This window comes from Streptomyces sp. NBC_01013, assembly GCF_045162765.1.
In the GTDB taxonomy this organism is placed as follows: Bacteria; Actinomycetota; Actinomycetes; order Streptomycetales; family Streptomycetaceae; genus Streptomyces.
In genome coordinates this window covers 862,457-885,652 of record NZ_CP108687.1, presented here as the reverse complement: position 1 = coordinate 885,652, position 23,196 = coordinate 862,457, and the positions used below count along the sequence as shown (strand labels likewise).

The following is a 23,196-nucleotide window of genomic DNA, read 5'->3' as shown; positions in this document are numbered from 1 at the left end:
GGCGTCTTTTCCTTACTGGGGTTCTGCGTACTGGATGCCGCGGCCGTTGGTGCCCAGATGGACACGGCCGTGGACACGGGGGTCACCGGTGATCACTTCGCCGGTCCAGCCCCACTGGTGGGAGTCGTCGTTGATCCGGACCCAGGTGGCGCCCGCGTCGTCCGAGCGCAGCACCGCCACGCCGTCGTGCGTCGCGGAGACCCGGCCCGTCTGGAAGACCGCCGGATACCCGGCCCCGGGCCGCTTGCGGCCCCTGACCGGCGCGGCCTTGCCGAAGCCCAGGGCGTGCGAAGCCTGGCAGCCGGCCACCGCGGTGAACGTCAGCCCGCCGTCCGTCGAGCGGAACAGACCGTTGTCCTTCGCGGAGAGCCACAGGTCGCCGCTGCGTCCGGGCGCCGTCGCCACCTTGAACTGCACGTCTCCGGAGGGGAGTCCGGTCGCACCGCGGGCGAACGTCGCCCCGCCGTCCGTGGAGTGGAAGACAGCTCCCGTATCGGTGTCGTAGACGTAGAAGCGCCGCGGGTCGAGGGGATCGGCGACCGGGGCCGCACCCTTGGGGAACGTGGTGACCTCGGCCCAGCTCGCCCCGCCGTCGGTGGAGCGGTGCGCCGGGTACTTGGTGCCGTCCCAGTGGACGAACGACCAGAGCAGGACGGACCCGTCGGCGGAGACCGCGACCGGTCCGGGGGCGGAGGCGGCGATCTTCGGTTGGGCGGCGAACGGCTGCCAGGTGCGGCCGCCGTCGTCCGAGGACGCCCCGGCGAAGGCCGACCCCGACGGCCACCCCGTCCGTACGACGTACGAGGGCCTCAGCGTGGCCAGGGCGAGGCCGGTGGCCGTGCCGAAGACCGGGTTCGACGCCATGCCGCGCGAGGGGGAGGCGGTCAGCGAGTCGTGGTACATCACCCCGATGTCGCCGAGGCCACTCAGGAGGCGGGCACCCTTGCCGGGCGGGGCGATCAGGAACCGTACCGACGCCTCCTCGATCCCCCGGATCTCCGGCGCCCAGTGGACGAGGTCGCGGGTCCCGAAGATCGTCGCGCCGGTCCCGTACACGATGTGCCGCGAGTCGAACGGGTCGACGGCCACGGCCTGGATCCACCAGCCGAACTTGGCCGACTCGCCGCCCCAGCGCAGGTAGGGCGTCTCCGCGACATCGAGGACCGCGGTGTCCTTCAACGAGGTCCAGGTGGTGCCGGCGTCGGTGGACCGGAACACCGTGTCGATCTGCGACCAGCGGTTGTTGGTCGTGACCACGAGCGTGCCGGCGCGGCGCGCGTCGACCGCGACACCGCCGTACCCGAAACCGTCGCCGGCCGTGGCGTCGGGCTTCACCGGGGTCACCTCGGTCCAGGTGTCCGTCACCGTGTCGAGTCGGTGGACCGAGCCGTCGGACTGGCCGTTGGGCCCCGGGGCGTCCGCGTAGGTGACGTACAGCGCCCGGCCGCGGGCGTCGTAGGCGGCCCGGACCGGAACCTTCGTCGCGGCGTTCCCGGCCGGCCGGCCGGGAACGGGCTCCCACCCCTTCGAACCGTCCGTACGGTAGAGCCCGCCGCCGTCGTCGCCCCAGCCCGCGTACACCACCCGGCCGGCTGCGGCGAGGAACATCACGCCCTGGCCACCGGCGGACGCGGTCGCGGGGAAGTCCACCGGAGCCCACGTGGCACCCCGGTCGGTGGAGCGCAGCAGCCCGTCGTGCCGGGTGCCGAGCCAGAGCGTGTCGCTGTCCCGCGGGTCCACGAGCAACCGCTCGCCGGCGCCCCGCCCGTCCTCGTTGGCTCCCAGACGCACCGTCAGGTCGGCCCGCTGCCAGGTGGTTCCCCGGTCCTCGGAGCGGAGCACCGCACCGGGGCTCGCCCAGGACTGGGCGTACGTGCCACAGGCAAGGTAGAGGCGGTCCGGGTGCGCGGGGTCGATGGCCAGGGCCTCGATGCCGAGCAGGTTCCAGTCGTCCCAGCCGAGGTGGTCGGTGAGGGGGATCCAGCGGGCCTCGTGCCCGTCCCAGCGGTAGGCGCCGCCGATGTCGGTGCGGGCGTAGGCCAGGCCCTTGACCGACGGATGGAACATCACCCCGGTGACGAATCCCGTCCCGCCGATCGCGGCGGTCCGCCAGCGGTGGGGCTCGGTGCTCGCGTGCCGATGGTCCTTCGGGGTGGCGGCGGCGGTCCCCGCGGCCGGAAGGGCCACGGCCGCCGCGGCGACGGCTGCGGAGCCGAGCACGGTTCTGCGGCTGGGCGTGGGTGCGGACGAAGTGCGCATGGCGAACACCTTCCGGACAGGGGCAGGAGGTAAGAAGGAGAGCGAAAGAAGGAGCGGGGGCCGGTCCCGGGAAGCCCCGCGAACCGGCCCAGAGCCGGGGCCGAGGCGCGGATCAGCCCTTCACGGCGCCGGTCAGCATGCCCTTCTGGAAGTGCTTCTGGACGAACGGCGACAGCACGGCGACCGGGATCAGCGCGAGGATCATGACGGCCATCTGCACGGCGAGGCTGTTGATCGCTCCGCTGCTGACCGCCGCGCCCATGGCCCCCGGGGGCACCTGGTGCTGGAGGACGAGCTGGCGCAGGATCATCTGCAGCGGGTACTTGTCGCTGTCCTGGATGTACAGCATCGCGTTGAACCACTGGCTCCAGTAGCCGACCGCGTAGAACAGCGAGATCACGGCGATCACGGCGCGCGACAGCGGCATGATGATCTGCAGCAGGATGCGCCACTCCCCGGCGCCGTCGATGCGGGCCGCGTCGATCAGTTCGGGCGCGGTGTCCATGAAGAAACCGCGCAGCACCAGGACGTTGAAGACGCTGATCGCGCTGGGCAGGATCATCGACCAGTAGCTGTTGCTCAGCCCGATCCCGGTCACCAGCAGATACGTGGGGATGAGGCCGGCGCCGAAGAACATCGTCGCCATCAGGGTCATCAGCAGCGGACGGTGGGCGTACGAGTCGCGGCGGCTCAGTCCGTACGCGCACAGGATCGAGACGCCCATGCTGACCACGGTGCCGACGACGGTGAGACCGACACTCACCAGGGCCGCGCGGGTCACCGCGCCGCCGCTGAGGAGCTCCTTGTAGGCGACGAACGTGATGTTCTTCGGCCAGACGACCAGGCCGCCGGCGTCGTTGATGGTCTTGGTGTCGGAGAGGCTGGTGACGAGCACCACCCAGATCGGGATGATCACGATCGCGCAGATCGCGACGAGACCGAACCCCTTGAAGGCGAGACCCGCCTTGGTGGGCTCCTCCTCCCACACGGGGCGGGGTTCCATCCGCAGGGCGCGCTGGAGCCGGGTCTCCGCACGGGGCGCGGATTCTGACGACTCCTTCTCACGTTCCAGAAGAGTTGTCATTTCTTGGAGTACACCCCCTGCTCGCCCAGCATGTGGGCGACCTTGTTGGCACCGAGCACCATGGCGACGCTGAACAGCCCCTTGAAGACACCGGCGGCTGCCGCGTAGCCGAAGTCGCCGGTTTTGATACCCGTCCACCAGATGTAGGTGTCCAGGATTTCCGAAGCGCCGGCGCCGACCTGGTCGCGCTGGAGCAGGATCTGCTCGAAGTCGAGGTTGAGCGCGCTGCCCACCCGCAGGACGAGCAGGAGCGCGATGACCGGGCGCAGTGCGGGCAGGGTGACGTGCCACATGCGGCGCCAGCGGCCCGCCCCGTCGACGGCCGCCGCCTCGTAGAGGTCGGTGTTGACGGCGGCGAGCGCGGCCAGGAAGACGATCACGCCCCAGCCGGCGTCCTTCCACACGGCCTGGGCGGAGACCAGGAACTTGAAGAAGCCCGGATTGGTCATCAGGTCGAAGCCCTCGTGACCGTGTTCGCGCGCCCACTGGGCGACGAGTCCCGCGCCGCCGAACATCTGCTGGAAGACGGTGACGACGAGCACCCACGAGAAGAAGTGCGGCAGATAGACCACTGCCTGGACCCAGGCCCGGACCCGCGCGCTCATGATCGTGTTGAGCAGCAGGGCGATGGCGATCGGGATGGGGAAGAAGAGGACGAGCTGGGTGACGAAGATGACCAGGGTGTTGATGAGGACTTCCCAGAAGCGGTAGTCCTCGAAGATCCGGGTGAAGTTGTCGAAGCCGACGAAGGGGCTGCCGGTGATGCCCAGGTCGTAGACGTCGTAGTCCTGGAAGGCCACGATGTTGCCGAGCAACGGGATGTAGTTGAAGATCAGCAGCAGGCCGATGGCCGGCAGCGTCATCAGGACGAGAGTACGGTCGCGCCGCAGCCGTTGGCGCCAGGTGATGCCACCCGCCTGTGGTCCCGCCCCCGGTACTTTCCTCGCCGCTCCGTTCTTCGCCGTACGCGTACGGCGGACAGCGGTCGCCCGGGACCTGTACGCCCCTTTCGCGCCCGCGTCCCTGTCCTCGCCGTCACCGCTGCCGCCGCCGCCGGCCGGGGCGTCGGCCCCGTCGGAGGTGCGGTCCGGGTCGGTCGTGACCGTGGCCCGTGGCTTCACCGTGTGCTCCCCATGTCGTGCTCTCCGCCTCGGCCGCCGGGCTTCGTGCGCCCGGCGGCCCTTGTGCTGTGCTGCGTACGGATGGTGCGCGTCGTACGCGTCAGTTGCCGGAGCCGTTCTTGTCGAGAATGTCCTGGTACCAGGCGCGCAGCTTGTCGCCGCCGCTCTTCTTCCAGGTGTTCACGGCTTCCTCGACGTCGCTGACCTTCTTGCGGCCGCGGCGGATGTCCTTCTGCAGGTCGTCGAAGGGCGTGTACAGGGAGGCGTACCGCTGCGGTTCGACGACCTGCATGCCGAAGAAGAGGGGCTTCTTGATGTGCGGGGCCTGGCGCGCCATCCAGGCGGCGTAGTCCTTGGCCAGCTGCGGCTGGTCCGGGTACGCGATGGAGGTGGGGGGCGAGGCGAGGAACAGGAAGGTGGAGGGCTGTGCCTCCTCCACTCCCTGCGGGGTGTAGGTGGGGGACCCGTCCTTGATCGTGTAGTGGGTGCCCTTCACGCCGTAGTTCGTGAGCATGAACTCCTCGGTGCCGAACGGCGCGGCCGCGTAGTCGGCGATCGCGAGGAACTCCTCGATCTGCGCCTCGGAGAGCTTCTTGCTGAGGAAGGTGAAGATGCCCGCCGGGTCGTCCTGCCACAGGACCGGCTTGCCGCCGTCGTGGTTGAAGAAGTCGAGCGCCTGCATGTCGAACTTCGGGTTGCCGGCCTGCTGTTCGGTGACCATGCCCTTCCAGCCGCCGGTGCCGTCGTTGTACATCATCACGTGTCCGCTGGTGAAGCGGATCTTGGAGTCGGCGTCCTTCCCGGCGTCGGCGTCGGGGTGGACGTACCCGCCGTCGTGGAGCTTGCGGGCGAAGGCGAGTGCCTCGCGGTACGCCTTCGTCTCGATCTTGTGGACCAGCTTGCCGTTCTCCAGCTGCCAGTAGTGCGGCGCGTCGGGCAGCAGGCCGTAGATCTTCTGGATGCAGGTCCAGAGGTCGTCGAAGGCCCAGACCTTCTGCTTGGGCGCGGTGTGCTCCTTGCCGAAGGCCAGCAGGTCGTCCGCGCTGGCCGGCACGGCGCCGGAGCCGAACAGGTCCTTGCGGTAGAAGATCGCGTTGCCGATGATCGGCGTCGGCATGGGCAGGCCGCGCAGCTTGCCGCCGAAGACGGAGTACTGCCAGGCGCCCGTCGGGATGTTCGCCAGGTTCGGGTACTTCTTGACGGCGTCGCCCGCCAGATGGGGCGTCAGGTCCGCGAACTTGGCGCTGATCGCGTTGCGGATCTGCCCCTGCATGTTCCAGCCGGGGATGGTCATGACATCCGGGATGTCGGAGCCGGCGAGGACCGCGCCGATCTTGTCCTGGTAGGTGTTGCCGTCCTGCGGGTCGAAGTTGAGCGTCGCGCCGACCGCCTTGTTCACGGCCGTGTAGTACGGGTTGTTCTTCTTCGGGACGGTGCCCCACAGCGGCGTCATGACACGGAACGACGAACCCTTGCCCGGGACCGACTTGACGGACACGACCAGCGGGTCGGGCAACTTGGTGAAGCCGGGACTCGAACCGTTGACGCCCGCGACGTCGGGCTGGACCAGGTTCAGCGGAGCGTAGGACGGGACGACCTTCTTGAGCGCCTTGCCCGTCGTCGTGCCCTCCTTGCTCCCTGAGCCGGAGCCGGAGCCGCCGCACGCGGCGAGCAGCGGTACCCCGCCGGCCACGGCGACGGCGGCGACCGCGCCCGTGGCGAGGAAGCTTCTCCGGCTCGGAGCCGTGGAGGAGGGGGTGGAATTCGGCGTCATTGCGTCAACCCTTCGAGGCGCACCAGGACGACACGTGGCGGGCGACCGCCGTTCGGTTCCTGTGTCTGAGGTGGAGCGTTGCTGACTGAGCCGGCATGACCGGCCGCAGGTGAAGCGGTTCAACAGGGAAGCGGCAGAAGCTGTCGCCGTCCCGGGGAGATCACGGGCGCCGGGCGCCCCATCGAAGCTCTGTCGAAGCGCTTCGATGTTGCAGCGAGGTTAAGTGAAGGGCCCCGACCGCACAAGAGTCCGTTTCCAGATTCCTCCGACCTGTTTCCGAACCGTTTCCTGGCGCATTGGGGGGTTGTCGCGTACGGAGGTCGTGGACGAGGCCTTGACACGTGCGGGGTTGGCCACCGAGCATCGAAGCGCTTCGAAAGATCTTCCGAAGCTCCTCGGGTGCTTGTGCGAGGCACTGGCCCCGGAATACCTCCCACCTCTCCAAGGGGACCCGCACGTGACGGAACAACCGCAGCCCTTCCGCGACCCGCAGCTGCCTTTCGCCAAGCGCGTCGACGACCTGCTTCAGCGGCTCACGCTCGACGAGCGCATCGCGATGCTGCACCAGTTCGCACCAGCGGTGGACCGGCTCGGTCTCGGTGCCTTCCGGACCGGTCAGGAGGCCTTGCACGGCGTGGCCTGGATGGGCCCGGCGACGGTGTTCCCGCAGGCCGTGGGGCTGGGTGCCACCTGGAACGGTGAACTGGTGCGCCGGGTCGGCGAGGCCGTCGGCAACGAGGTCCGCGCCAAGCGCGCCCAGGACGACCGCGTCGGCCTCAACGTCTGGGCCCCGACCGTGAATCTGCTGCGCAACCCGCTGTGGGGGCGCGGCGAGGAGGGGTACTCCGAGGACGCCGGCCTGACCTCCGCCATCGCGGTCGCGTACACCCGGGGACTGCGCGGCGACCACCCGCTCTACTGGCGGACCGCCCCCGTCCTCAAGCACTGGCTCGCCCACAACAACGAGACCGACCGCGACACCTCCTCCTCCTCGGTCCGCCCGCGTGTCCTGCACGAGTACGACCTCAAGGCATTCCGTGACGCCGTGCAGGCGGGCGCGGTGGCCGGCGTCATGCCGGCGTACAACCTGGTCAACGGACGGCCCAACCACGTCTCGCCGCACCTGTCCCAGCAGTTGCGCGCCTGGACCGACCGGTCGCTGGTGGTCTGCTCCGACGCGGGGGCCCCGTCCAACCTCGTCGACTCCGAGCACTACTTCGACACCCACGAGGAGGCGACGGCCGCCTCCCTGCGCGCCGGCGTCGACAGCTTCACCGACCACGGCCAGGACTCCGGCATCATGACCGGCCGCATCCGTGGCGCCCTGGAGCAGGGTCTCCTCGACGAGCACGACATCGACACCGCCGTCCGGCGTCTGCTCGGACTGCGCTTCTCGCTGGGTGAGTTCGACCCCGAGCTCGACCCGTACGCGGACACCGCCGATTTCGACACCGAGAACCACAGGGCGCTCGCCCTGGAGGCTGCCGAGCAGGCCGTCGTGCTGCTCAAGAACGACGGACTGCTTCCGCTCGACCCGGCCGCCGGAAAGACCGTCGCCGTCGTCGGGCTCCTCGCGGACGCCTGCAAGCTCGACTGGTACAGCGGCACACTGATCCACCGCTCCACTCCGCTCGACGGCCTGCGGGAACGCTTCGGTGCGGAACACATCGTGCACGCCGAGGGCGTCGACCTGGTCCGGCTGAAGTGCGCGGACGGCTGGCTGCAGATCCCCGAGGCGGACACGGGCCATGAGCCTGTGCGCGGCGCGGAAGGCGCCCTCGATCCGGCGCTGCTCGCGGGCCGCACCGACCTTCCGCCGCTGACCTGCGGCGACACCCCGTCCGAGCTGGCGCTCGTGGACTGGGGGAACGGGGTGATCACCCTGCGGGAACCGGCCGGCCGCTATCTGTCCGTCGCCGAGGACGGCTTCGTGCGCGCCTCCGCGGACGAGCCGGGCGGCTGGATCGTCCAGGAGACGTTCCGGTGGGAAGCGGTGGAGGGTCATGCCGGCGGTCACCGCCTTCTGCACGTGGGAACGGGTAGGTATGTCTCAGTTGCCGCCGACGGCGTAAAGGTTGCCGTCCCCGGCGAGGAAATCTCCGACGCCGAGGAGGCTGCGGGAACGGTCTTCGAGATGCAGGTGACCGAGCGCGGCGAGGACGCAGTCGCCCGCGTCGCGGCCGCCGCCGACGCCGTGATCGTCGTGGCCGGCAACGACGCGCACATCAACGGCCGCGAGACCGAGGACCGCACCACCCTGGACCTGCCCGCCCACCAGGAACGCCTGTGGCGCGCCGCCCACGCCGCCAACCCGCGCACCGTTCTCGCGGTCACCTCCGCCTACCCGTACGCCCTCACCGACGCGGCGGCCACGCTCCCCGCACTGCTGTGGACCGCGCACGGGGGGCAGGCCGCCGGAACCGCTCTCGCCCGGGTCCTGGCCGGCGACGTCTCCCCGGCCGGCCGCCTGCCGCAGACCTGGTACACCTCCGACGCGGAACTGCCCGGGCTGCTGGACTACGACATCATCGGCTCACGCCAGACCTACCTCTATTACGAAGGCGTCCCGCTCTACCCGTTCGGCCACGGCCTCTCGTACAGCGCTTTCACCTACAGCGCCCTGACCGCCGAGCGCGACGGCGACCTGCTGAGGGTGTCGCTGACCGTCACCAACACCGGGGCCGTCCCGGCCGACGAGGTCGCCCAGCTGTACGTGCGCGCGGTGGCCCCGTCCGTCGTCCGGCCGCTCCGCCAGCTGGCCGGGCACCGCAGACTGCACCTGACGCCCGGCGCCGCCGAACGCCTCGAGTTCCTCCTTCCCGTCACCGAGCTCGGCCACTGGGACGTGGCCCACGGCCGCTGGACCGTCGACCCGGGCACGTACGAGATCCAGGCCGGCGCATCGAGCGCGGACATCCGGGTCATCGCGGTCGTCACCATCGACGGCGAACCGGCCGGACCGCGACCGTTCCTCGCCCGCGGACTGGAGGCGGCCGACTACGACGAGCAGCTCGGCACCGAGATCGTCGACCGGACGAAGTCGGACGGCGACGCGGTCACCGCCCGCACCGAGATCAATGAACTCCTCTACCGGCGATGCGACTTCGCCTCCGGTGTACGAGAGGCCGAGGTGCTCACCGCAGGGGAGGGGGCCGTGCTGATCACCGTCGCCGGTACCACGGTCACCGTCCCGGTCGCCGCCACCGACGGACCGTACGACTACCGCACCGTGCAGACCGCGCTGAACGCCTCCGGCACCGGAGACCTGCGCATCACCCTGCGCGGTTCGGTACGCCTGGCCCGGATCACCTTCACCGGGGCCGGCGAGTGAACAGCAACGCTCCGCGCCTCCCTGTCCCCGCCCCTCCTCAACCAGTTGCCCCCGGCAAGGAGTCCGCATGAAGTTCACCGACGGCTTCTGGCTCATGCGTGAGGGCGTACGCGCCTCCTACGCGACCGAGATCCGCGATCTGCGGGTAGGAGCCGACCAGTTCACCGCCTACGCTGCGGTCAAGCACGTCGCCGCACGTGGCGACACCCTCAACACTCCGCTCATCACGGTCGACTGCTTCTCTCCGGCCGAGGGAATCATCGGAGTGCGCACCACCCACCACGCCGGGAAGGTGAATCGCGGGCCCGACTTCGCCTTCCCCGGCCTCGACCCGGCAGCTGCCGGGTCGCGCACCCGGCGCGACGGGGCGGTCACCGAACTGACCAGCGGGCCGCTGACCCTGCGCATGGACGGCGACGGCCCCTGGGGCCTGACCTTCCTCGACGCCGACGGCCGGCGTCTCACGGGTGTCGATGCCAAGGGCACCGCCTTCGCCACCACCCCGGACGGCTCGCACCACATGCTCGCCCAACTCGCCCTGGACGTGGGTGAGAACGTCTACGGCCTCGGTGAGCGCTTCACCCCGTACGTCAAGAACGGCCAGACCGTCGACATCTGGCAGGCGGACGGCGGCACGAGCAGTGAACTGGCCTACAAGAACATCCCGTTCTACCTCTCGTCGCGCGGCTACGGCGTCTTCGTCAACCACCCGGGCAAGGTCTCCTTCGAGGTCGGCTCGGAGTCCGTCGGCCAGGTGCAGTTCAGTGTCGAGGACCAGTCGCTGGAGTACTACGTCGTCGCCGGGCCCACGCCCAAGGAGGTCCTGGCCCGCTACACCGCGCTCACCGGCCGTCCCGCGCTGCCGCCGGCGTGGTCCTTCGGCCTCTGGCTCACCACGTCGTTCTGCACGTCGTACGACGAGGAGACCGTCACCTCGTTCGTCGACGGCATGGCCGAGCGCGACATCCCGCTCTCCGTCTTCCACTTCGACTGCTTCTGGATGCGCGAGTACCAGTGGTCGGACTTCCTGTGGGACCCGGAGGTCTTCCCCGACCCGGAGGGCATGCTGACCCGGCTCAAGGAACGCGGGCTGCGGATCAGCATGTGGATCAACCCGTACATCGCCCAGAAATCCGCCCTGTTCGCGGAGGGCGCCGAACTCGGCTACCTGGTCCGCCGGCCCGACGGTGACATCTGGCAGTGGGACCTGTGGCAACCGGGCATGGCTCTGGTCGACTTCACCAACCCCGCCGCGCGCGAGTGGTACAACAGCAAACTGCGCGTCCTGCTCGACCAGGGGGTCGACTGCTTCAAGACGGACTTCGGCGAGCGCATCCCCACCGACGTCGTTTGGCACGACGGCTCCGACCCCGAGCGCATGCACAACTACTACGCGCAGATCTACAACCGCACGGTCTTCGAACTCCTGGAGAAGGAGCGGGGGCACGGCGAGGCGGTGCTCTTCGCCCGCTCCGCCACCGCCGGTGGGCAGCAGTTCCCCGTGCACTGGGGAGGCGACTGCTTCGCCTCCTTCACGGCGATGGCCGAGTCGCTGCGCGGCGGACTCTCCCTCTCGCTGTCCGGGTTCGGCTTCTGGAGCCACGACATCGGCGGCTTCGAGGGCACGCCCGACCCGGCGGTCTTCAAGCGCTGGCTCGCGTTCGGCCTGATGTCCTCGCACAGCCGGCTGCACGGCAACGTGTCGTACCGGGTGCCGTGGGCTTTCGGTGAGGAGGCGGTCGACGTCGCCCGCACGTTCACCCTGCTCAAGCACCGGTTGATGCCGTACCTGTACGGTGCCGCGGCCACCGCCCACCGCACGGGCCTGCCGATGATGCGTCCCATGCTGCTGGAGTTCCCCGGCGACCCGACGACCCGGATGCTGGACCGCCAGTACATGCTCGGACCGGACCTGCTCGTCGCACCCGTGTTCACGGAGGACGGGCAGGTCGAGTACTACGTCCCCGAGGGCACCTGGACCGTCCTGCTGACCGGTGAGACCGTCACCGGGCCGGTCTGGCGCCACGAGACCCACGGCTTCGACAGTCTGCCGATCCTGGTGCGGCCGGGCGCGGTGCTCCCCTGGGGCGCGGACGACCAGCGCCCCGACAGCGACTGGCTGGACGGACTCACGCTGCGGGCCTTCGGCGGGTCGTCCACCGGCGATGCCACGGCCGTCGCGGTGCCGGACCTGACGGGCACGACCGCCGCCACGTTCCGCGTGGTGCGGGAGGGGGGCACCCTCACCGTCACCGCCGAGGGCACGGACCGTCCGTACCGCGTGATCGCGGAGACGACGGGAGCCACGGCGGACGGAACGGGCACGGTGACATTGCGGGGCGTCTGAGGGCTGGGAAGCCTCGTCCGGTTGAGGCCGGATGAGGGAGCGGGGTCCGGTGCGCGAGGCTGCAAGGCCGAGGCGGGAGCCGCTCCCGGGCACGGTTGACCTACGACTACGCCACGCGTGTGCGCACCGGACCCCGCGAGCCCGGCGGGATCCGGGCGAGAGGGTCTGGGACGGCGGGGCGGGAAGTCAACGGCGGTGACGCCCGTGGCTTCCCGCCCCCCTTGCTCCTCCCGGTGGCTCAGCGCGTCGCCGCGGCCAGGGCCCGGTCGGCCCCGCCCCGCGAGGTGTGCCACAGGGTGGTCACCGGCTCCCACACCCGGATCCCTCGGCCCATGCCCACCGTGGCCGCACCGAAGGTGACCCCGTAGTGCGCGGGGTCCGCCGCCACGGACAGGCTGCGGACGACATGCCCCTGGTGGGTGCCGTGCGCCGCCGTGCGTACGGCCGCGTACCCCCGCTCGCCCGGCGAGAGCACGTAGGAACCGCTCGTGGCGGGCGGGACGGGCTGGGCCGAGCCGTCGAGCCCCCGGAACGTGATCGTCGGGATGCGGTCCACGACGCAGGTGCGGGCGCCCCGGTTGGTGACGACGATCCGCGCCACGTTGTGGCGCCCGCCGGGGGAGGCGGCAATCCTGAGGGCCTTCTCCCGGCATTGGGCCGGGCGGCCCGACGCCCCGTGGGCGGCAGCGCCGGCCGTGGCCGAGGTTCCGGTGGCCGTCAGGGCCAGGGCGGCCGCCGCGGTGAGCACGGCGGTGAGAGTGGAGCTCGGACGCATGATGCTTCTCCCCTTGGATCGACAGCCTGCGGTCGTGGCCGGAGGGCCCGGCGGCCGGTTCGGCCGACACGGACATTCTGAACGTAATGCCCGGTTCGTGGCGATAGATCGGACATATCGGTTCAGTATCTGTCGCCCGGATGCGCCCCGGCGTCCGCCTCTATCGCGCCCGGACCGTGGCCATCACCTCGCGGTCCGGCTGCAACGTCAGCGTCGGCACCGGGTTGACCGTGCCCGGATCGACGTCCAGCTCGAAGCGCCGTGCGAGCACCGCCAGGATCAGTACCGCCTCGACCATCGCGAACCGGGTGCCCAGACAGACCCGTGGCCCGCCGCCGAACGGGAACCAGGCGTACTCCGCGATCTCGTCGCCCGACTCCGCGTCCCACCGCTGCGGGCGGAACTCCTCCGGCTCGGGGAACCACCTCTCGTCCCGTTGTGTGGCCCACTGGCTGCTCCACACCCTGGTGCCCTCCGGAACCGGCAGGCCGCCGATCCGCGCACCCTCCTTCGCGACCCCGGTGACCAGCCAGATCGTCGGGTACAGCCGCAAGGTCTCCTTGACCACCGCCTGCGTGTACGTGAGCTGCGCGTAGTCGTCGAAGCCCGGCTCGCGGTCACCGAGCACCCGGTCCAGCTCCTCGGCCAGTGCGGCCCGCGCTCCGGGATTGCGGGAGAGGAGGTACCAGGCCCACACCAGCGTCGAACTCGTCGTCTCGTGGCCGCCGATGTACAGCGTGACCGTCTCGTCGCGGATCTCCTGGTCGTCGAGCGTGGCGCCCGTCTCGTCGACGGCGGTGAGCAGCCGGCTGAGCAGGTCGGGGCGTTCGTCCCCGCCGTCACGGTGCCGGGCGACGACGCGGCCCACCTCGGCGTCGATGACCGCGGCGGCCTTCTTGATCCTGGCCCGGCCGGGGGTCGGCACCCAGTCCGGCAGGAGCGCGCCGATGCCCGCGAACTCCTTGCCGATCTCGGCCTGGGCCACATCCATGGCCCGGCCCATCGCCTCGGCGTCGGCGGGTGTGTCGACGCCGAAGATCGTGCGGACGGCGATCCGCTGCGTCAGCGCCGCCATCTCCCGCTTGACGTCGATGCGTTCGCCGCCCGACCAGGTGTCGGCGAGCTCCACCGTGCTGCCCGCCATCGTCGCGGCGTACGACCTGACCTGCTTGGGGCGTACGGACGGCTGCACGAGGGACCGCTTGCGCCGCCACTCGGTGCCGCGCGCCACCACGACGCCGTTGCCCATCACGGTGCGGAAGGCGACGCCGAGCGCCGGTTGGTCGAAGGTCCGTTCCGTCTCGGTGAGCAGTTCACCTATGCACTCCGGATCGGCGACGAACACGCAGGGGTGGGGGCCGAATCGCCACTGGACCAGATCCCCGTGGGCGCGAAGCCGCTCGAAGAACGCCAGGGGGTTCTTCGCGAACTGCCGCATGTTCCCGAGGAAGGGCAGCCCCCTCGGGCCCGGGACGATCCGGTGGCCGCGCGGTGCGGCATCGACGGCCGGGCCGGTCTCCGTGGACATGAAAGGTCTCCGCTCTGAGGATCCGGCCGGTCGGTAACCCGCCACCGGCCTTGTGGAGTGGGTGAGTTGTCGAGGGTAGCCGTGTCGGGTGCCGGGACACGAGGTGGCCGTGCCGCCCCGCTTCAGGTTCGCGTCCGGACAGTGACCGGATGTGAATCTCCCGGGGCGACCGGACTCGCCCGGCGTGGGTACGAGGACGTTCGGCCAGTGCGTGACTTCGCCCTCCATGCGACGTGCCGGGCGCCCTGAGGCTCTGCGGCGCCTCGACTCGATCCCTCATTTGCCTAAAGGTATTAGGCATCTGCATAATGGATGATGTCTATGAGGGAGATGAGTATGGTGCGGGTGGGGCTGACCACGGAACGCCTGATCCAGGCCGGGGCGGAGCTGGCCGACGAGGTCGGTTTCGACCAGCTGACCGTTTCGGCGCTCGCCCGGCGGTTCGACGTCAAGGTCGCGAGCCTGTACTCGCATCTGAGGAACTCCCACGACCTCAAGACCGGAATCGCCCTGCTCGCGCTGGAGGAGCTCGCCGACCGCGGGGCGGCGGCCCTGGCGGGCCGGGCCGGCAAGGACGCCCTGAGCGCCTTCGCGGACGTCTACCGCGACTACGCCCGCGAGCATCCGGGCCGTTACGCCGCAGCCCAGTACAGGCTCGACCCGGAGGCGGCCGCCGCCAGTGCCGGTGGCCGGCACGCGCAGATGACCCGGGCGATCCTGCGCGGCTACGACCTGACCGAACCGGATCAGACGCATGCCGTCCGGCTGTTGGGCAGCGTCTTCCACGGCTACGTCAGCCTGGAGATGCAGGGCGGCTTCAGCCACAGCGCCCCCGACTCGCAGGAATCCTGGTCGCGGATCGTGGACGCCCTCGACGCCCTGCTGCGGAACTGGCCCGCGCCCTGACCGCGACCCCCCGTGGGCCTCCGGCGACCGCAGGCCCACGGGGACCCAATTCTTCGGACGTTCCGAGCAACAGGCAGAGAGACATGCAGACCACCCCCATCACCGCCACCCTTCTTCGCGGTGCGCTCGACGTCGAACGCACCGCACACGGGCTGCGCCCGCACCGACTTCCCGCCTGGGCCCGCGCCCAGTGCGCCGACGGCCAGTTGGCCATGGCAGAGGCCCAGCCCTCCGGTGTCCGACTGGTGTTCCGTACCCGCGCCACCACCATCGAGGTGGAGGCACTCCGCACCAGAACGGCCTACGTGGGCGCGCCGCCCCGGCCGGACGGGATGTACGACCTGCTCGTCGACGGGCGGCCCGCCGGACAGGTGAGCGCCACCGGCGGGAACGTCCGCGTGGTGGACATGACGACCGGATCCGAGGAGACCCGGCGGGGCCCGGCCGGTACCGTCCGGTTCTCCGGGCTCGCCGAGGGTGTCAAGGACATCGAGATCTGGCTGCCGTACAACGAGACCACCGAACTCGTCGAGTTGCGCACCGACGCCCCCGTCGAACCCGCACCGGACAGTGGTCGCAAGGTGTGGCTGCACCACGGCAGTTCGATCAGCCACGGCTCCGACGCGACAGGCCCGACGTCCACCTGGCCCGCACGGGCCGCCTCGCTCGGCGGGGTGGAACTCATCAACCTGGGTCTGGCCGGCAGCGCCCTGCTCGACCCGTTCACGGCCCGCGCGATGCGCGACACCCCCGCCGACCTGATCAGCGTCAAGATCGGTATCAACCTGGTCAACGCCGACCTGATGCGGCTGCGCGCCTTCGCTCCGGCGGTGCACGGATTCCTCGACACCATCAGGGAGGGGCACCCCACCACTCCGCTCCTGGTCCTCTCGCCCATCCTGTGCCCCATCCACGAGGACACTCCCGGTCCCAGCATGCCCGACTTCACCAACCTCGGTGAGGGGCGCCTCCAGTTCGTGGCCGCGGGCGACCCCGCCGAGCGTGCCGCCGGGAAGCTGACGCTCAACGTCATCCGGGACGAGCTGAGCCGCCTCGTGGAGCAGCGCGCGGCCGACGACCCGCACCTGCACTACTTGGACGGCCGCGCCCTCTACGGCGAGGCGGACTCCGCCGAGCTCCCGCTGCCGGACCAGCTCCACCCGGACGCCGCCACGCACCTGCGCATGGGCGAGCGCTTCGCCGGGCTGGTGTTCACCGGAGACGGGCCGTTTGCCGCGCACAGCTGAAAGCGCGGTGGCCGCCCCTCAAGCTCCGTGCCGGAAAATCACGGGGGTTGACCTTCGTCCGATGGGAGGATCCGGCCATGAACTCCGACCCCCTCATGACACGTGCGCGCCTCCTGTGGGAGTCGATGGCCGGGGTGCCCGTCTCGTTCGCGGCTGCGGGCGGCCCGACGGTGGTCACGGCCCCCGCATCGTCCCTGGCCCCGCCGGGCTGGGTGGGCATCGTGCTGCTGGGTGACGCGGCCGTCGTCACCGCGCCCACGGACGGAGTGGCGCGCGCCGTCCGCCGCGCCCTGACCGGTGTCCCGGCCTCCTCGGTCACGGACGCAGATGCCGTAGCCCGGGTGTGGCCGGTCGCTGATGTGCTCGGACCCGCCACTCTCGCCTATCTGCCCGCCGCCGGCCTGCGCCCGTCACGACCGGGAGCCGACGACACCGACCGCCTGCCCGCAGGCCATGAAGATCTCCTGCGGCTGCTCGCTTCGGTGAGCGAGGAGGATGCGGGGGAGTGCGGCCTCGATGAGATCACCTCGCCGGCCTTCGTCGTACGGGACGGAACCGCGGTGGTCGCGGCGGCGGGCTACCGGCGCTGGCCGAGGGACACTGCCCACTTGTGCGTACTGACCGCGTCGCATGCACGGGGCAGAGGACTGGCCCGGCAGGTCGCATCGGCCGCGACCGCGCACGCCCTTGCCTCGGGCCGGCTGCCGCAGTGGCGGGCGAGGCCGGCGGCGTCGCGCAGTGTGGCGAGAGCGCTGGGATTCCAGGAGTTGGGTACCCAGTTGAGCGTGCTGGGAGCTCACGACCTGCCCCATGATCAGCCTGGACGAGATTCCTGATCGACGGGCGGCTTCGGGAGTTCCGCTGCCGGGCTGCCGGCACCGCCCTCGCGTGAACTCGGCCCGGCAGCGTTCACCAGCCGACCAGGTCCATGGAGCTTCGCGCGAGCCAGTCCGTGAAAGACACGGGCCGGTCATCCAGGTTCAACGGCAGGATCCGGTCGCAGGTGGCCCGGCCGTCGAACCACAGTGAGCCGTGGCGCGGACCGGTGACGACGAGCAGGGTCGAGAAGCCACAGCCGTTCTCCTGGATGAACACAGCGCCGGACGTCTTGCGCTCCTCGAACACCTCGCATTCGGCGTTCCACTGCTCACACGCTGCCTGGTAGGCAGGGTGGTCCGGGAAGTCCTCCGTCAGCGGCTCGCGCGCGACCAGCTCGTCCTCGTAGGCACGGTAGGAGTCGGGATGCGGGAAGGCCGTGGTGAGCAGGTCGTAGTTGGTGTCCGAGTCCCCGAGCCAGCCCCAGCCTGCCGCGGATCGGTAGAGGAGCTTCACCGCGTCACCGGCGTCCTGCCGGAGCAAGTACTCGCGGTACGGGTCAGGGAACGCGATGCCCAGCTCCGCCTCCGCTTCGCGGATCTCCGCTCCGGACAGCGGCGCCGCCGGGCAGGCACCCTGCCGAGAGGGGGGAGAGCCGAGCGCGTCACGCCGTCCCCGGGCAACGCGTCGGGCTTCCGTTGCCCAGTCGTTCGTCATACGGACGAGGTTAGACCGAGCGATCCGTCGAGCCTCTGCCCTGACGGGGGAACGCTTCGCCGCAGTGGCCTCGACCCCGCGCCGCCGGACGGGCCGGTGCGCCCGGCCCGTCCGGCGGCGACTCGTCGTCAGACGCCCCGCGGGACCCGGGACGGGCGGCCGCTGCCGCGCGTCAGGGAGTAGCCGAAGACGGCCGCGAACGCGCCGAGCACCCCGCCGCCCACCGTCCACAGCCAGCGGTCGGTCCACCAGCCGGAGGACCAGCCGTCCTCGGGCTCGCCGGTCAGGGCGACCGGGGCCGCCGACGCGCCGTCGGCTGCCTGCTCGACCGAGGACACGCCGGGAACCAGTGACTCGGAGAGACTGCCGTCGACGTCCGCGGCACCGCCCTGGTCGGCCGCCGTGACCTCGACCTCGGTCCGCACCGGCAGTCCGAGGTCCGCCGACGGCAGGTCCACGACCGTGAGGCGGACGTAATAGCTGCCGGGCAGCGGGTCGTTGGCCCACGGTTCGGACCAGGCCCTGACGGTACGCAGGACGCAGGTGAGCTCGACCGTGGCGGCGTCTGCCGCGGCCTTGCCGGTCTGCCGCCCGTACATGCAGGCCTGACGGCGGCGCAGCCCGTCGTACACATCGACCTGCCAGGTCGAGTCGCCGTGCCGGGTGGCGGTCTCGGGAAGGGTGACCTTCGCGTGGACCGTGGCGCGCTCTCCGGCGTCGGCCGGGAACACCCAGTACAGGTAGTCGCCGGTGGAGGCGCCCGCGGTGGCGGTCTGGTCCTGCTCGATCGCCGTGGCGGTACGGAAGGTGGTGCCCGCCTCCGTGGGGCCGGAACCGTCACCGGACTCGCTCGGGCTCGGGCTCGCGGAAGCGTCGTCCGCGACGGCGGCACCCGCCCCGGTCAGCAGGGTGAGACCGGTCAGCAGCGCGCCCGCGAGCACGCGTCTCGTACGGAACATCAGTTGGTCCTCCAGACGGCGAAGCGCCAGCGCGAGATCCAGCCGGTCAGCAGACCCGCGATCAGTCCGGTCAGGACGAGCACGCCCAGCAGCCACCAGCCGCGGCCGAGGCCGAACGCCGCGGGGTCGGCCGCCGTGTCGGGGGCGTCCACCACGTCGATGGTCAGCTCGACCGGCATGCCGGGAGCGGTCTTCACCGAGGCGGGGGCGGAGAAGGAGTTGGAGACCTGGAGACAGACGGTCTCCGCGGCCGGCTTGGTGTCACCGTCGTTGTCCGCCTCGGGCTTCGGGTAGCGCAGCCCGGACGAGATCGCGTCGGTGCGTCCGGTGCCGGCCTCCGACCCTCTGACGATCTCCCTGCCGTGCACGGTCACCGCGCGCAGCAGCATGCCGTAGTCGTTGTTGACGGCGCGGTCGGCGAACACGCTGACCGAGGCGCGCAGTTCCTGGCCGGGCAGCACGTCGACCCGGTACCAGCGGTGCTCGGCGAACTTCTCACGGTCGGTGTAGAGGCCGGGCTGGAGCTGCGGGGCGCCCGTACAGCTGTCCGCGCCCTTCGTCGCGACCGGGGTGACGACGGGTTCGGCCGCCCGGTCCACCAACTGCTTGACCCGGCCGGAGAGTTCATCGGCGTGCTGAACGGCGGTGTAGGTGCCGCCGGTGGCCTCCGCGATACAGGTGAGCTGCTGGCGGATCTTCGCGTTCGGCACCAGGCCGAGCGTGTCGATGACCAGGTGGATGCCGCGCGCCGCGATGTCACGGGCGACCTCGCACGGGTCGAGCGGCCCGCAGGTGTCCTCGCCGTCGCTGATCAGCACGATCCGGCGGGTGGAGTCGCCGCCCTCCAGATCGTCGGCGGCGCCCAGCAGGGCCGGTCCGATCGGGGTCCAGCCGGTAGGTGCCAGCGTGGCGACCGCGGTCTTGGCCTCGGTGCGGTCCAGCGGGCCGACCGGGTAGAGCTGTTTGGTGTCCTTGCAGCCGACTTTCCGGTCGTCGCCGGGGTAGTCGGCGCCGAGGGTCCGGATGCCGAGCTGTACCTGCTCGGGAACCGCGTCCAGGACCTCGTTGAACGCCTGCTTCGCCGCGGTCATCCGGGACTGACCGTCGATGTCGCGCGTCCGCATGGAGCCACTGACGTCGAGCACCAGCTCGACCTTGGGGGAGGCTTGGGTGGGGGTTTCATCGGCCGAGGCGGGCAGCGCCGAGCCGAGCCCGGCGGTCAGGGTGGCGAGCAGAATACCCACCCCGACCGTCAGCCTTCTTCTTATGATCATCGCCGGATAGTAGTGAACATCAGTTCGCTATCCAAAACGGCTGCTGCCCGTCGCACGCGCTTGTGCGCCGCGTGCGACGGGACATGACAGCCGGTCAGCTCGCCCGGTCCGCTCCCAGCAGGGGGCCGGCCGCCCGTTCCAGTACCGAACCGACCCGCTCCCAGGTCGTCAGATCCCTTTCGGTCGCCTCCAGGTGCACCTCTTCACCCGTGTCCCAGCCGGTGGCGATCGCGACCGGGTCCGCGCCCGTGGCCGCCGCCGCGGCGAGCGCGGCCGCCCCCAGGGCGACCAGTTCCCCGCTGGAGGGCACGGCCACCGGCCTGCCGGAGAGGCGGCGCACGGTCTCCACCCACACGCGTCCCTGCGCGCCCCCGCCGATCAGCCGGAGCGGCCGGTTCGCCACCTCGGGGTCCTCGGGGTCGAGCCCGCAGGCCCGCAGCAGCTCGTCGAGCGCGCGCAGCACGGTGACGACCGCGCCCTCGTAGGCGGCGCCCAGGAGTTGCTGCGGGGTGGTGTCGTGCCGCAGGCCGGTGAGGAGGCCGGAGGCGGTGGGCAGGTCGGGGGTGCGCTCGCCGTCCAGGTACGGCAGGAGTACGGCTTCGCCGCCCGGCGTCGCGTCGTTGCGGTCCAGGCCCAGCAGGGCGGCCACCTTGTCCACGGCAAGGGTGCAGTTGAGTGTGCAGGCCAGCGGCAGGTACGTACCGTCCGCCGCGGCGAACCCGGCGAGCGCGGGGGAGGCCGGCCGGGTCCGGGACGCTGTGAAGACCGTGCCCGAGGTGCCCAGGCTGAGGACCGGGTGGTCGAGGAGCCCTGCGCCGCCCAGCCCGAGACCGACGGCCGCGCTCATGTTGTCACCGGTGCCCGCGGCGACGGCGATCCCGGCGGGCAGGCCGAGTGCCCCGGCGGCCTCGGCCGTCAGTGAACCGGCGCGCGCCGCCCCGCTCGACGCCACCTCCGGCAGCAGTGCCGGGTCGATGGACAGGAGCGCGAGGAGCTCCGGGTCGTAGGAACCGGTCGCGGTGGAGTACCAGCAGGTACCGGACGCGTCGCCCGGGTCCGTGACGGCGCGGCCGCAGAGGCGCTCGGTCAGGAAGTCGTGGGGGAGCCGGATCGCGGCAGTCGCGGCCGCGGTCTCCGGTTCGTTCTCCCGCAGCCACTGCCACTTCGACGCGGTCATCGAGGCCACCGGCACCGAGCCGGTGCGTGCGGTCCAGGCGTCGGGCCCGCCCAGCGCCGCCGTGAGAGCTGTGGCCTGTGGGGCGGAGCGGGTGTCGTTCCAGAGGAGGGCCGGGCGCAGCGGGCGGCCCGCACCGTCGAGGACGACCAGTCCGTGCTGCTGTCCGGCGACGGCGATCCCGGTGACGTCGGTGGCGGCGACACCCGACTCCTTCAGTCCGGCGGCGACCGCGTCGCGCAGCGCCTGCCACCACACCTCGGGGTCCGTCTCGCGGGCCCCGCCCTCGCCGGTGACGACGTGCGGGGCACGGCCGACGGCGAGCAGCCGGCCGGTGGCGGTGTCGACGAAGGCGGCCTTCGTGGACTGGGTGGAGCTGTCCACACCGATGACGACCTCATGCGGCGGCATGGCTGACCTCATTCTCTGGCTCAGGGGGTTCCCGGGCTGCGGACCCTCGCACTGCGGGCTCTCGCGTCGACGGGATTTGATCGTACGGTAAACAAATTACGCGACGGAACCCGTGCGGAACAGGGGCCGCTCCGGATTTACCGGGACGGGGGGTTACGTCGCGGCGGTGGTCCGTGCATGATTAGTCATGACAGTGAACAAATTGAGGTTCGGCCGCTCGACCGGCTGCGGACCCACAGCACCGAAGGCGGCTGGACCATGACGGAACGCTTCACGCCCACCCCCCAGGACAAGTTCACCTTCGGCCTGTGGACCGTGGGCTGGCAGGGCCGCGACCCGTTCGGGGACGCTACCCGGGAGGCGATCGACCCGGTCGACTCCGTCCAGCGGCTCGCGGAGCTGGGTGCGTACGGCGTGACGTTCCACGACGACGACCTGATCCCGTTCGGCTCGACGGACTCCGAGCGCGAAGGCATCGTGAAGCGGTTCCGGCAGTCGCTGGACGCGGCCGGACTCGTCGTGCCGATGGCGACGACGAACCTCTTCACCCACCCCGTTTTCAAGGACGGCGCGTTCACCGCGAACGACCGTGACGTCCGCCGCTACGCGCTGCGCAAGACGCTGCGCAACATCGACCTCGCCGTCGAGCTCGGTGCCACCACCTACGTCGCCTGGGGCGGCCGCGAGGGCTCCGAGTCGGGCGCCGCCAAGGACATCCGCGTCGCGCTCGACCGCATGAAGGAGGCCTTCGACCTGCTGGGCGACTACGTCACCGAGCAGGGCTACGACCTCAAGTTCGCGATCGAGCCCAAGCCGAACGAGCCGCGCGGCGACATCCTGCTGCCCACCATCGGTCACGCCCTCGCGTTCATCGAGCGCCTGGAGCGCCCCGAGATGGTGGGCGTCAACCCGGAGGTCGGCCACGAGCAGATGGCCGGGCTGAACTTCGCGCACGGCATCGCGCAGGCCCTGTGGGCGGGCAAGCTCTTCCACATCGACCTCAACGGCCAGTCCGGCATCAAGTACGACCAGGACCTCCGCTTCGGCGCCGGCGACCTGCGCCAGGCCTTCTGGCTCGTCGACCTGCTGGAGAACTCGGACTACGCGGGCCCCCGCCACTTCGACTTCAAGCCGCCGCGGACCGAGGACTACGACGGCGTCTGGGCCTCCGCCGCGGGCTGCATGCGCAACTACCTGATCCTCAAGGACCGCGCGGCCGCCTTCCGCGCCGACCCGGCCGTCCAGGAGGCGCTGGCCGCCTCCCGCCTCGACGAGCTGGCGCAGCGCACCGCCGAGGACGGCGTCGCGGGCCTGCTGGCCGACCGCTCGGCCTTCGAGGACTTCGACGTGACCGCGGCGGCAGAGCGCGGCATGGCGTTCGAGGCGCTGGACCAGCTGGCGATGGACCACCTGCTCGGCGTCCGCTGACCCTGCGGGCCGTTCGGTAGCGGTGACACGAGGGGGACGGACGCG

The 23,196-nt window shown here is 70.9% G+C and carries 16 protein-coding genes; 6 read left to right on the top strand and 10 right to left on the bottom strand.

Features of this window, described 5'->3' with window-relative positions; translation table 11 throughout:
* Positions 1 to 12 precede the first annotated feature (12 nt).
* From OG538_RS03800 to OG538_RS03785, 4 genes are all read right to left on the bottom strand, one after another.
* The gene (locus OG538_RS03800; RefSeq protein ID WP_406090107.1) at positions 13 to 2,259 is read right to left on the bottom strand and encodes a 1,4-beta-glucanase; all 2,247 of its coding nucleotides are present in this window, start codon (positions 2,257 to 2,259) and stop codon (positions 13 to 15) included.
* A 112-nt stretch (positions 2,260 to 2,371) separates the two neighbouring features.
* Complete coding sequence (locus OG538_RS03795; RefSeq protein ID WP_406090105.1) at positions 2,372 to 3,343, bottom strand: carbohydrate ABC transporter permease; 972 nt, start codon at positions 3,341 to 3,343, stop codon at positions 2,372 to 2,374.
* Entirely contained in the window at positions 3,340 to 4,464 is a 1,125-nt protein-coding gene (locus tag OG538_RS03790) for an ABC transporter permease (RefSeq protein ID WP_406090103.1), read from the bottom strand. Before OG538_RS03790 ends, OG538_RS03795 begins: the two co-directional genes overlap by 4 nt.
* A gap of 100 nt (positions 4,465 to 4,564) precedes the next feature.
* Positions 4,565 to 6,238, bottom strand: a complete 1,674-nt coding sequence (locus OG538_RS03785; protein ID WP_406090101.1) for an extracellular solute-binding protein — start codon at positions 6,236 to 6,238, stop codon at positions 4,565 to 4,567.
* 457 nt (positions 6,239 to 6,695) lie between these two features.
* Between OG538_RS03785 and OG538_RS03780 the strand changes: the two genes are divergently transcribed.
* Together OG538_RS03780 and yicI are read left to right on the top strand one after the other, a co-directional pair.
* Entirely contained in the window at positions 6,696 to 9,569 is a 2,874-nt protein-coding gene (locus OG538_RS03780) for a glycoside hydrolase family 3 C-terminal domain-containing protein (RefSeq protein ID WP_406090099.1), read from the top strand.
* 67 nt (positions 9,570 to 9,636) lie between these two features.
* Positions 9,637 to 11,916 (top strand): alpha-xylosidase, encoded by a 2,280-nt coding sequence (gene yicI / locus OG538_RS03775; RefSeq protein ID WP_406090097.1) that lies wholly within the window; start codon positions 9,637 to 9,639, stop codon positions 11,914 to 11,916.
* Between the two features lie 238 nt (positions 11,917 to 12,154).
* Here the strand turns inward: yicI and OG538_RS03770 are convergent, their stop codons facing one another.
* Together OG538_RS03770 and OG538_RS03765 are read right to left on the bottom strand one after the other, a co-directional pair.
* Positions 12,155 to 12,691 carry a DUF4232 domain-containing protein gene (locus OG538_RS03770; protein WP_406090095.1) on the bottom strand — a complete coding sequence of 179 codons (537 nt, stop codon included), beginning with the start codon at positions 12,689 to 12,691 and terminating at the stop codon, positions 12,155 to 12,157.
* Between the two features lie 160 nt (positions 12,692 to 12,851).
* On the bottom strand, positions 12,852 to 14,219 hold the full coding sequence (locus OG538_RS03765) for a cytochrome P450 (RefSeq protein ID WP_406090093.1): 1,368 nt from the start codon (positions 14,217 to 14,219) through the stop codon (positions 12,852 to 12,854).
* Between the two features lie 336 nt (positions 14,220 to 14,555).
* Between OG538_RS03765 and OG538_RS03760 the strand changes: the two genes are divergently transcribed.
* From OG538_RS03760 to OG538_RS03750, 3 genes are all read left to right on the top strand, one after another.
* The gene (locus tag OG538_RS03760; protein WP_406099975.1) at positions 14,556 to 15,125 is read left to right on the top strand and encodes a TetR/AcrR family transcriptional regulator; all 570 of its coding nucleotides are present in this window, start codon (positions 14,556 to 14,558) and stop codon (positions 15,123 to 15,125) included.
* Positions 15,126 to 15,208: 83 nt separating this feature from the next.
* On the top strand, positions 15,209 to 16,372 hold the full coding sequence (locus OG538_RS03755; RefSeq protein ID WP_406090091.1) for a GDSL-type esterase/lipase family protein: 1,164 nt from the start codon (positions 15,209 to 15,211) through the stop codon (positions 16,370 to 16,372).
* Positions 16,373 to 16,449: 77 nt separating this feature from the next.
* Complete coding sequence (locus tag OG538_RS03750; RefSeq protein WP_406090089.1) at positions 16,450 to 17,208, top strand: GNAT family N-acetyltransferase; 759 nt, start codon at positions 16,450 to 16,452, stop codon at positions 17,206 to 17,208.
* Between the two features lie 73 nt (positions 17,209 to 17,281).
* Here the strand turns inward: OG538_RS03750 and OG538_RS03745 are convergent, their stop codons facing one another.
* The 4 genes from OG538_RS03745 to xylB form a co-directional block, all read right to left on the bottom strand.
* Complete coding sequence (locus OG538_RS03745) at positions 17,282 to 17,905, bottom strand: SMI1/KNR4 family protein (RefSeq protein ID WP_406090087.1); 624 nt, start codon at positions 17,903 to 17,905, stop codon at positions 17,282 to 17,284.
* Between the two features lie 128 nt (positions 17,906 to 18,033).
* Complete coding sequence (locus tag OG538_RS03740; protein WP_406090085.1) at positions 18,034 to 18,864, bottom strand: hypothetical protein; 831 nt, start codon at positions 18,862 to 18,864, stop codon at positions 18,034 to 18,036.
* Complete coding sequence (locus tag OG538_RS03735) at positions 18,864 to 20,138, bottom strand: VWA domain-containing protein (protein WP_406090084.1); 1,275 nt, start codon at positions 20,136 to 20,138, stop codon at positions 18,864 to 18,866. The genes OG538_RS03740 and OG538_RS03735 overlap by 1 nt, the downstream gene beginning before the upstream one ends.
* A gap of 94 nt (positions 20,139 to 20,232) precedes the next feature.
* Positions 20,233 to 21,723, bottom strand: coding sequence for a xylulokinase (gene xylB / locus OG538_RS03730; RefSeq protein WP_406090082.1), 1,491 nt, complete (start codon positions 21,721 to 21,723; stop codon positions 20,233 to 20,235).
* A gap of 258 nt (positions 21,724 to 21,981) precedes the next feature.
* Between xylB and xylA the strand changes: the two genes are divergently transcribed.
* Positions 21,982 to 23,151, top strand: coding sequence for a xylose isomerase (xylA, locus tag OG538_RS03725; RefSeq protein ID WP_406090080.1), 1,170 nt, complete (start codon positions 21,982 to 21,984; stop codon positions 23,149 to 23,151).
* The last annotated feature ends 45 nt before the right edge of the window (positions 23,152 to 23,196 follow it).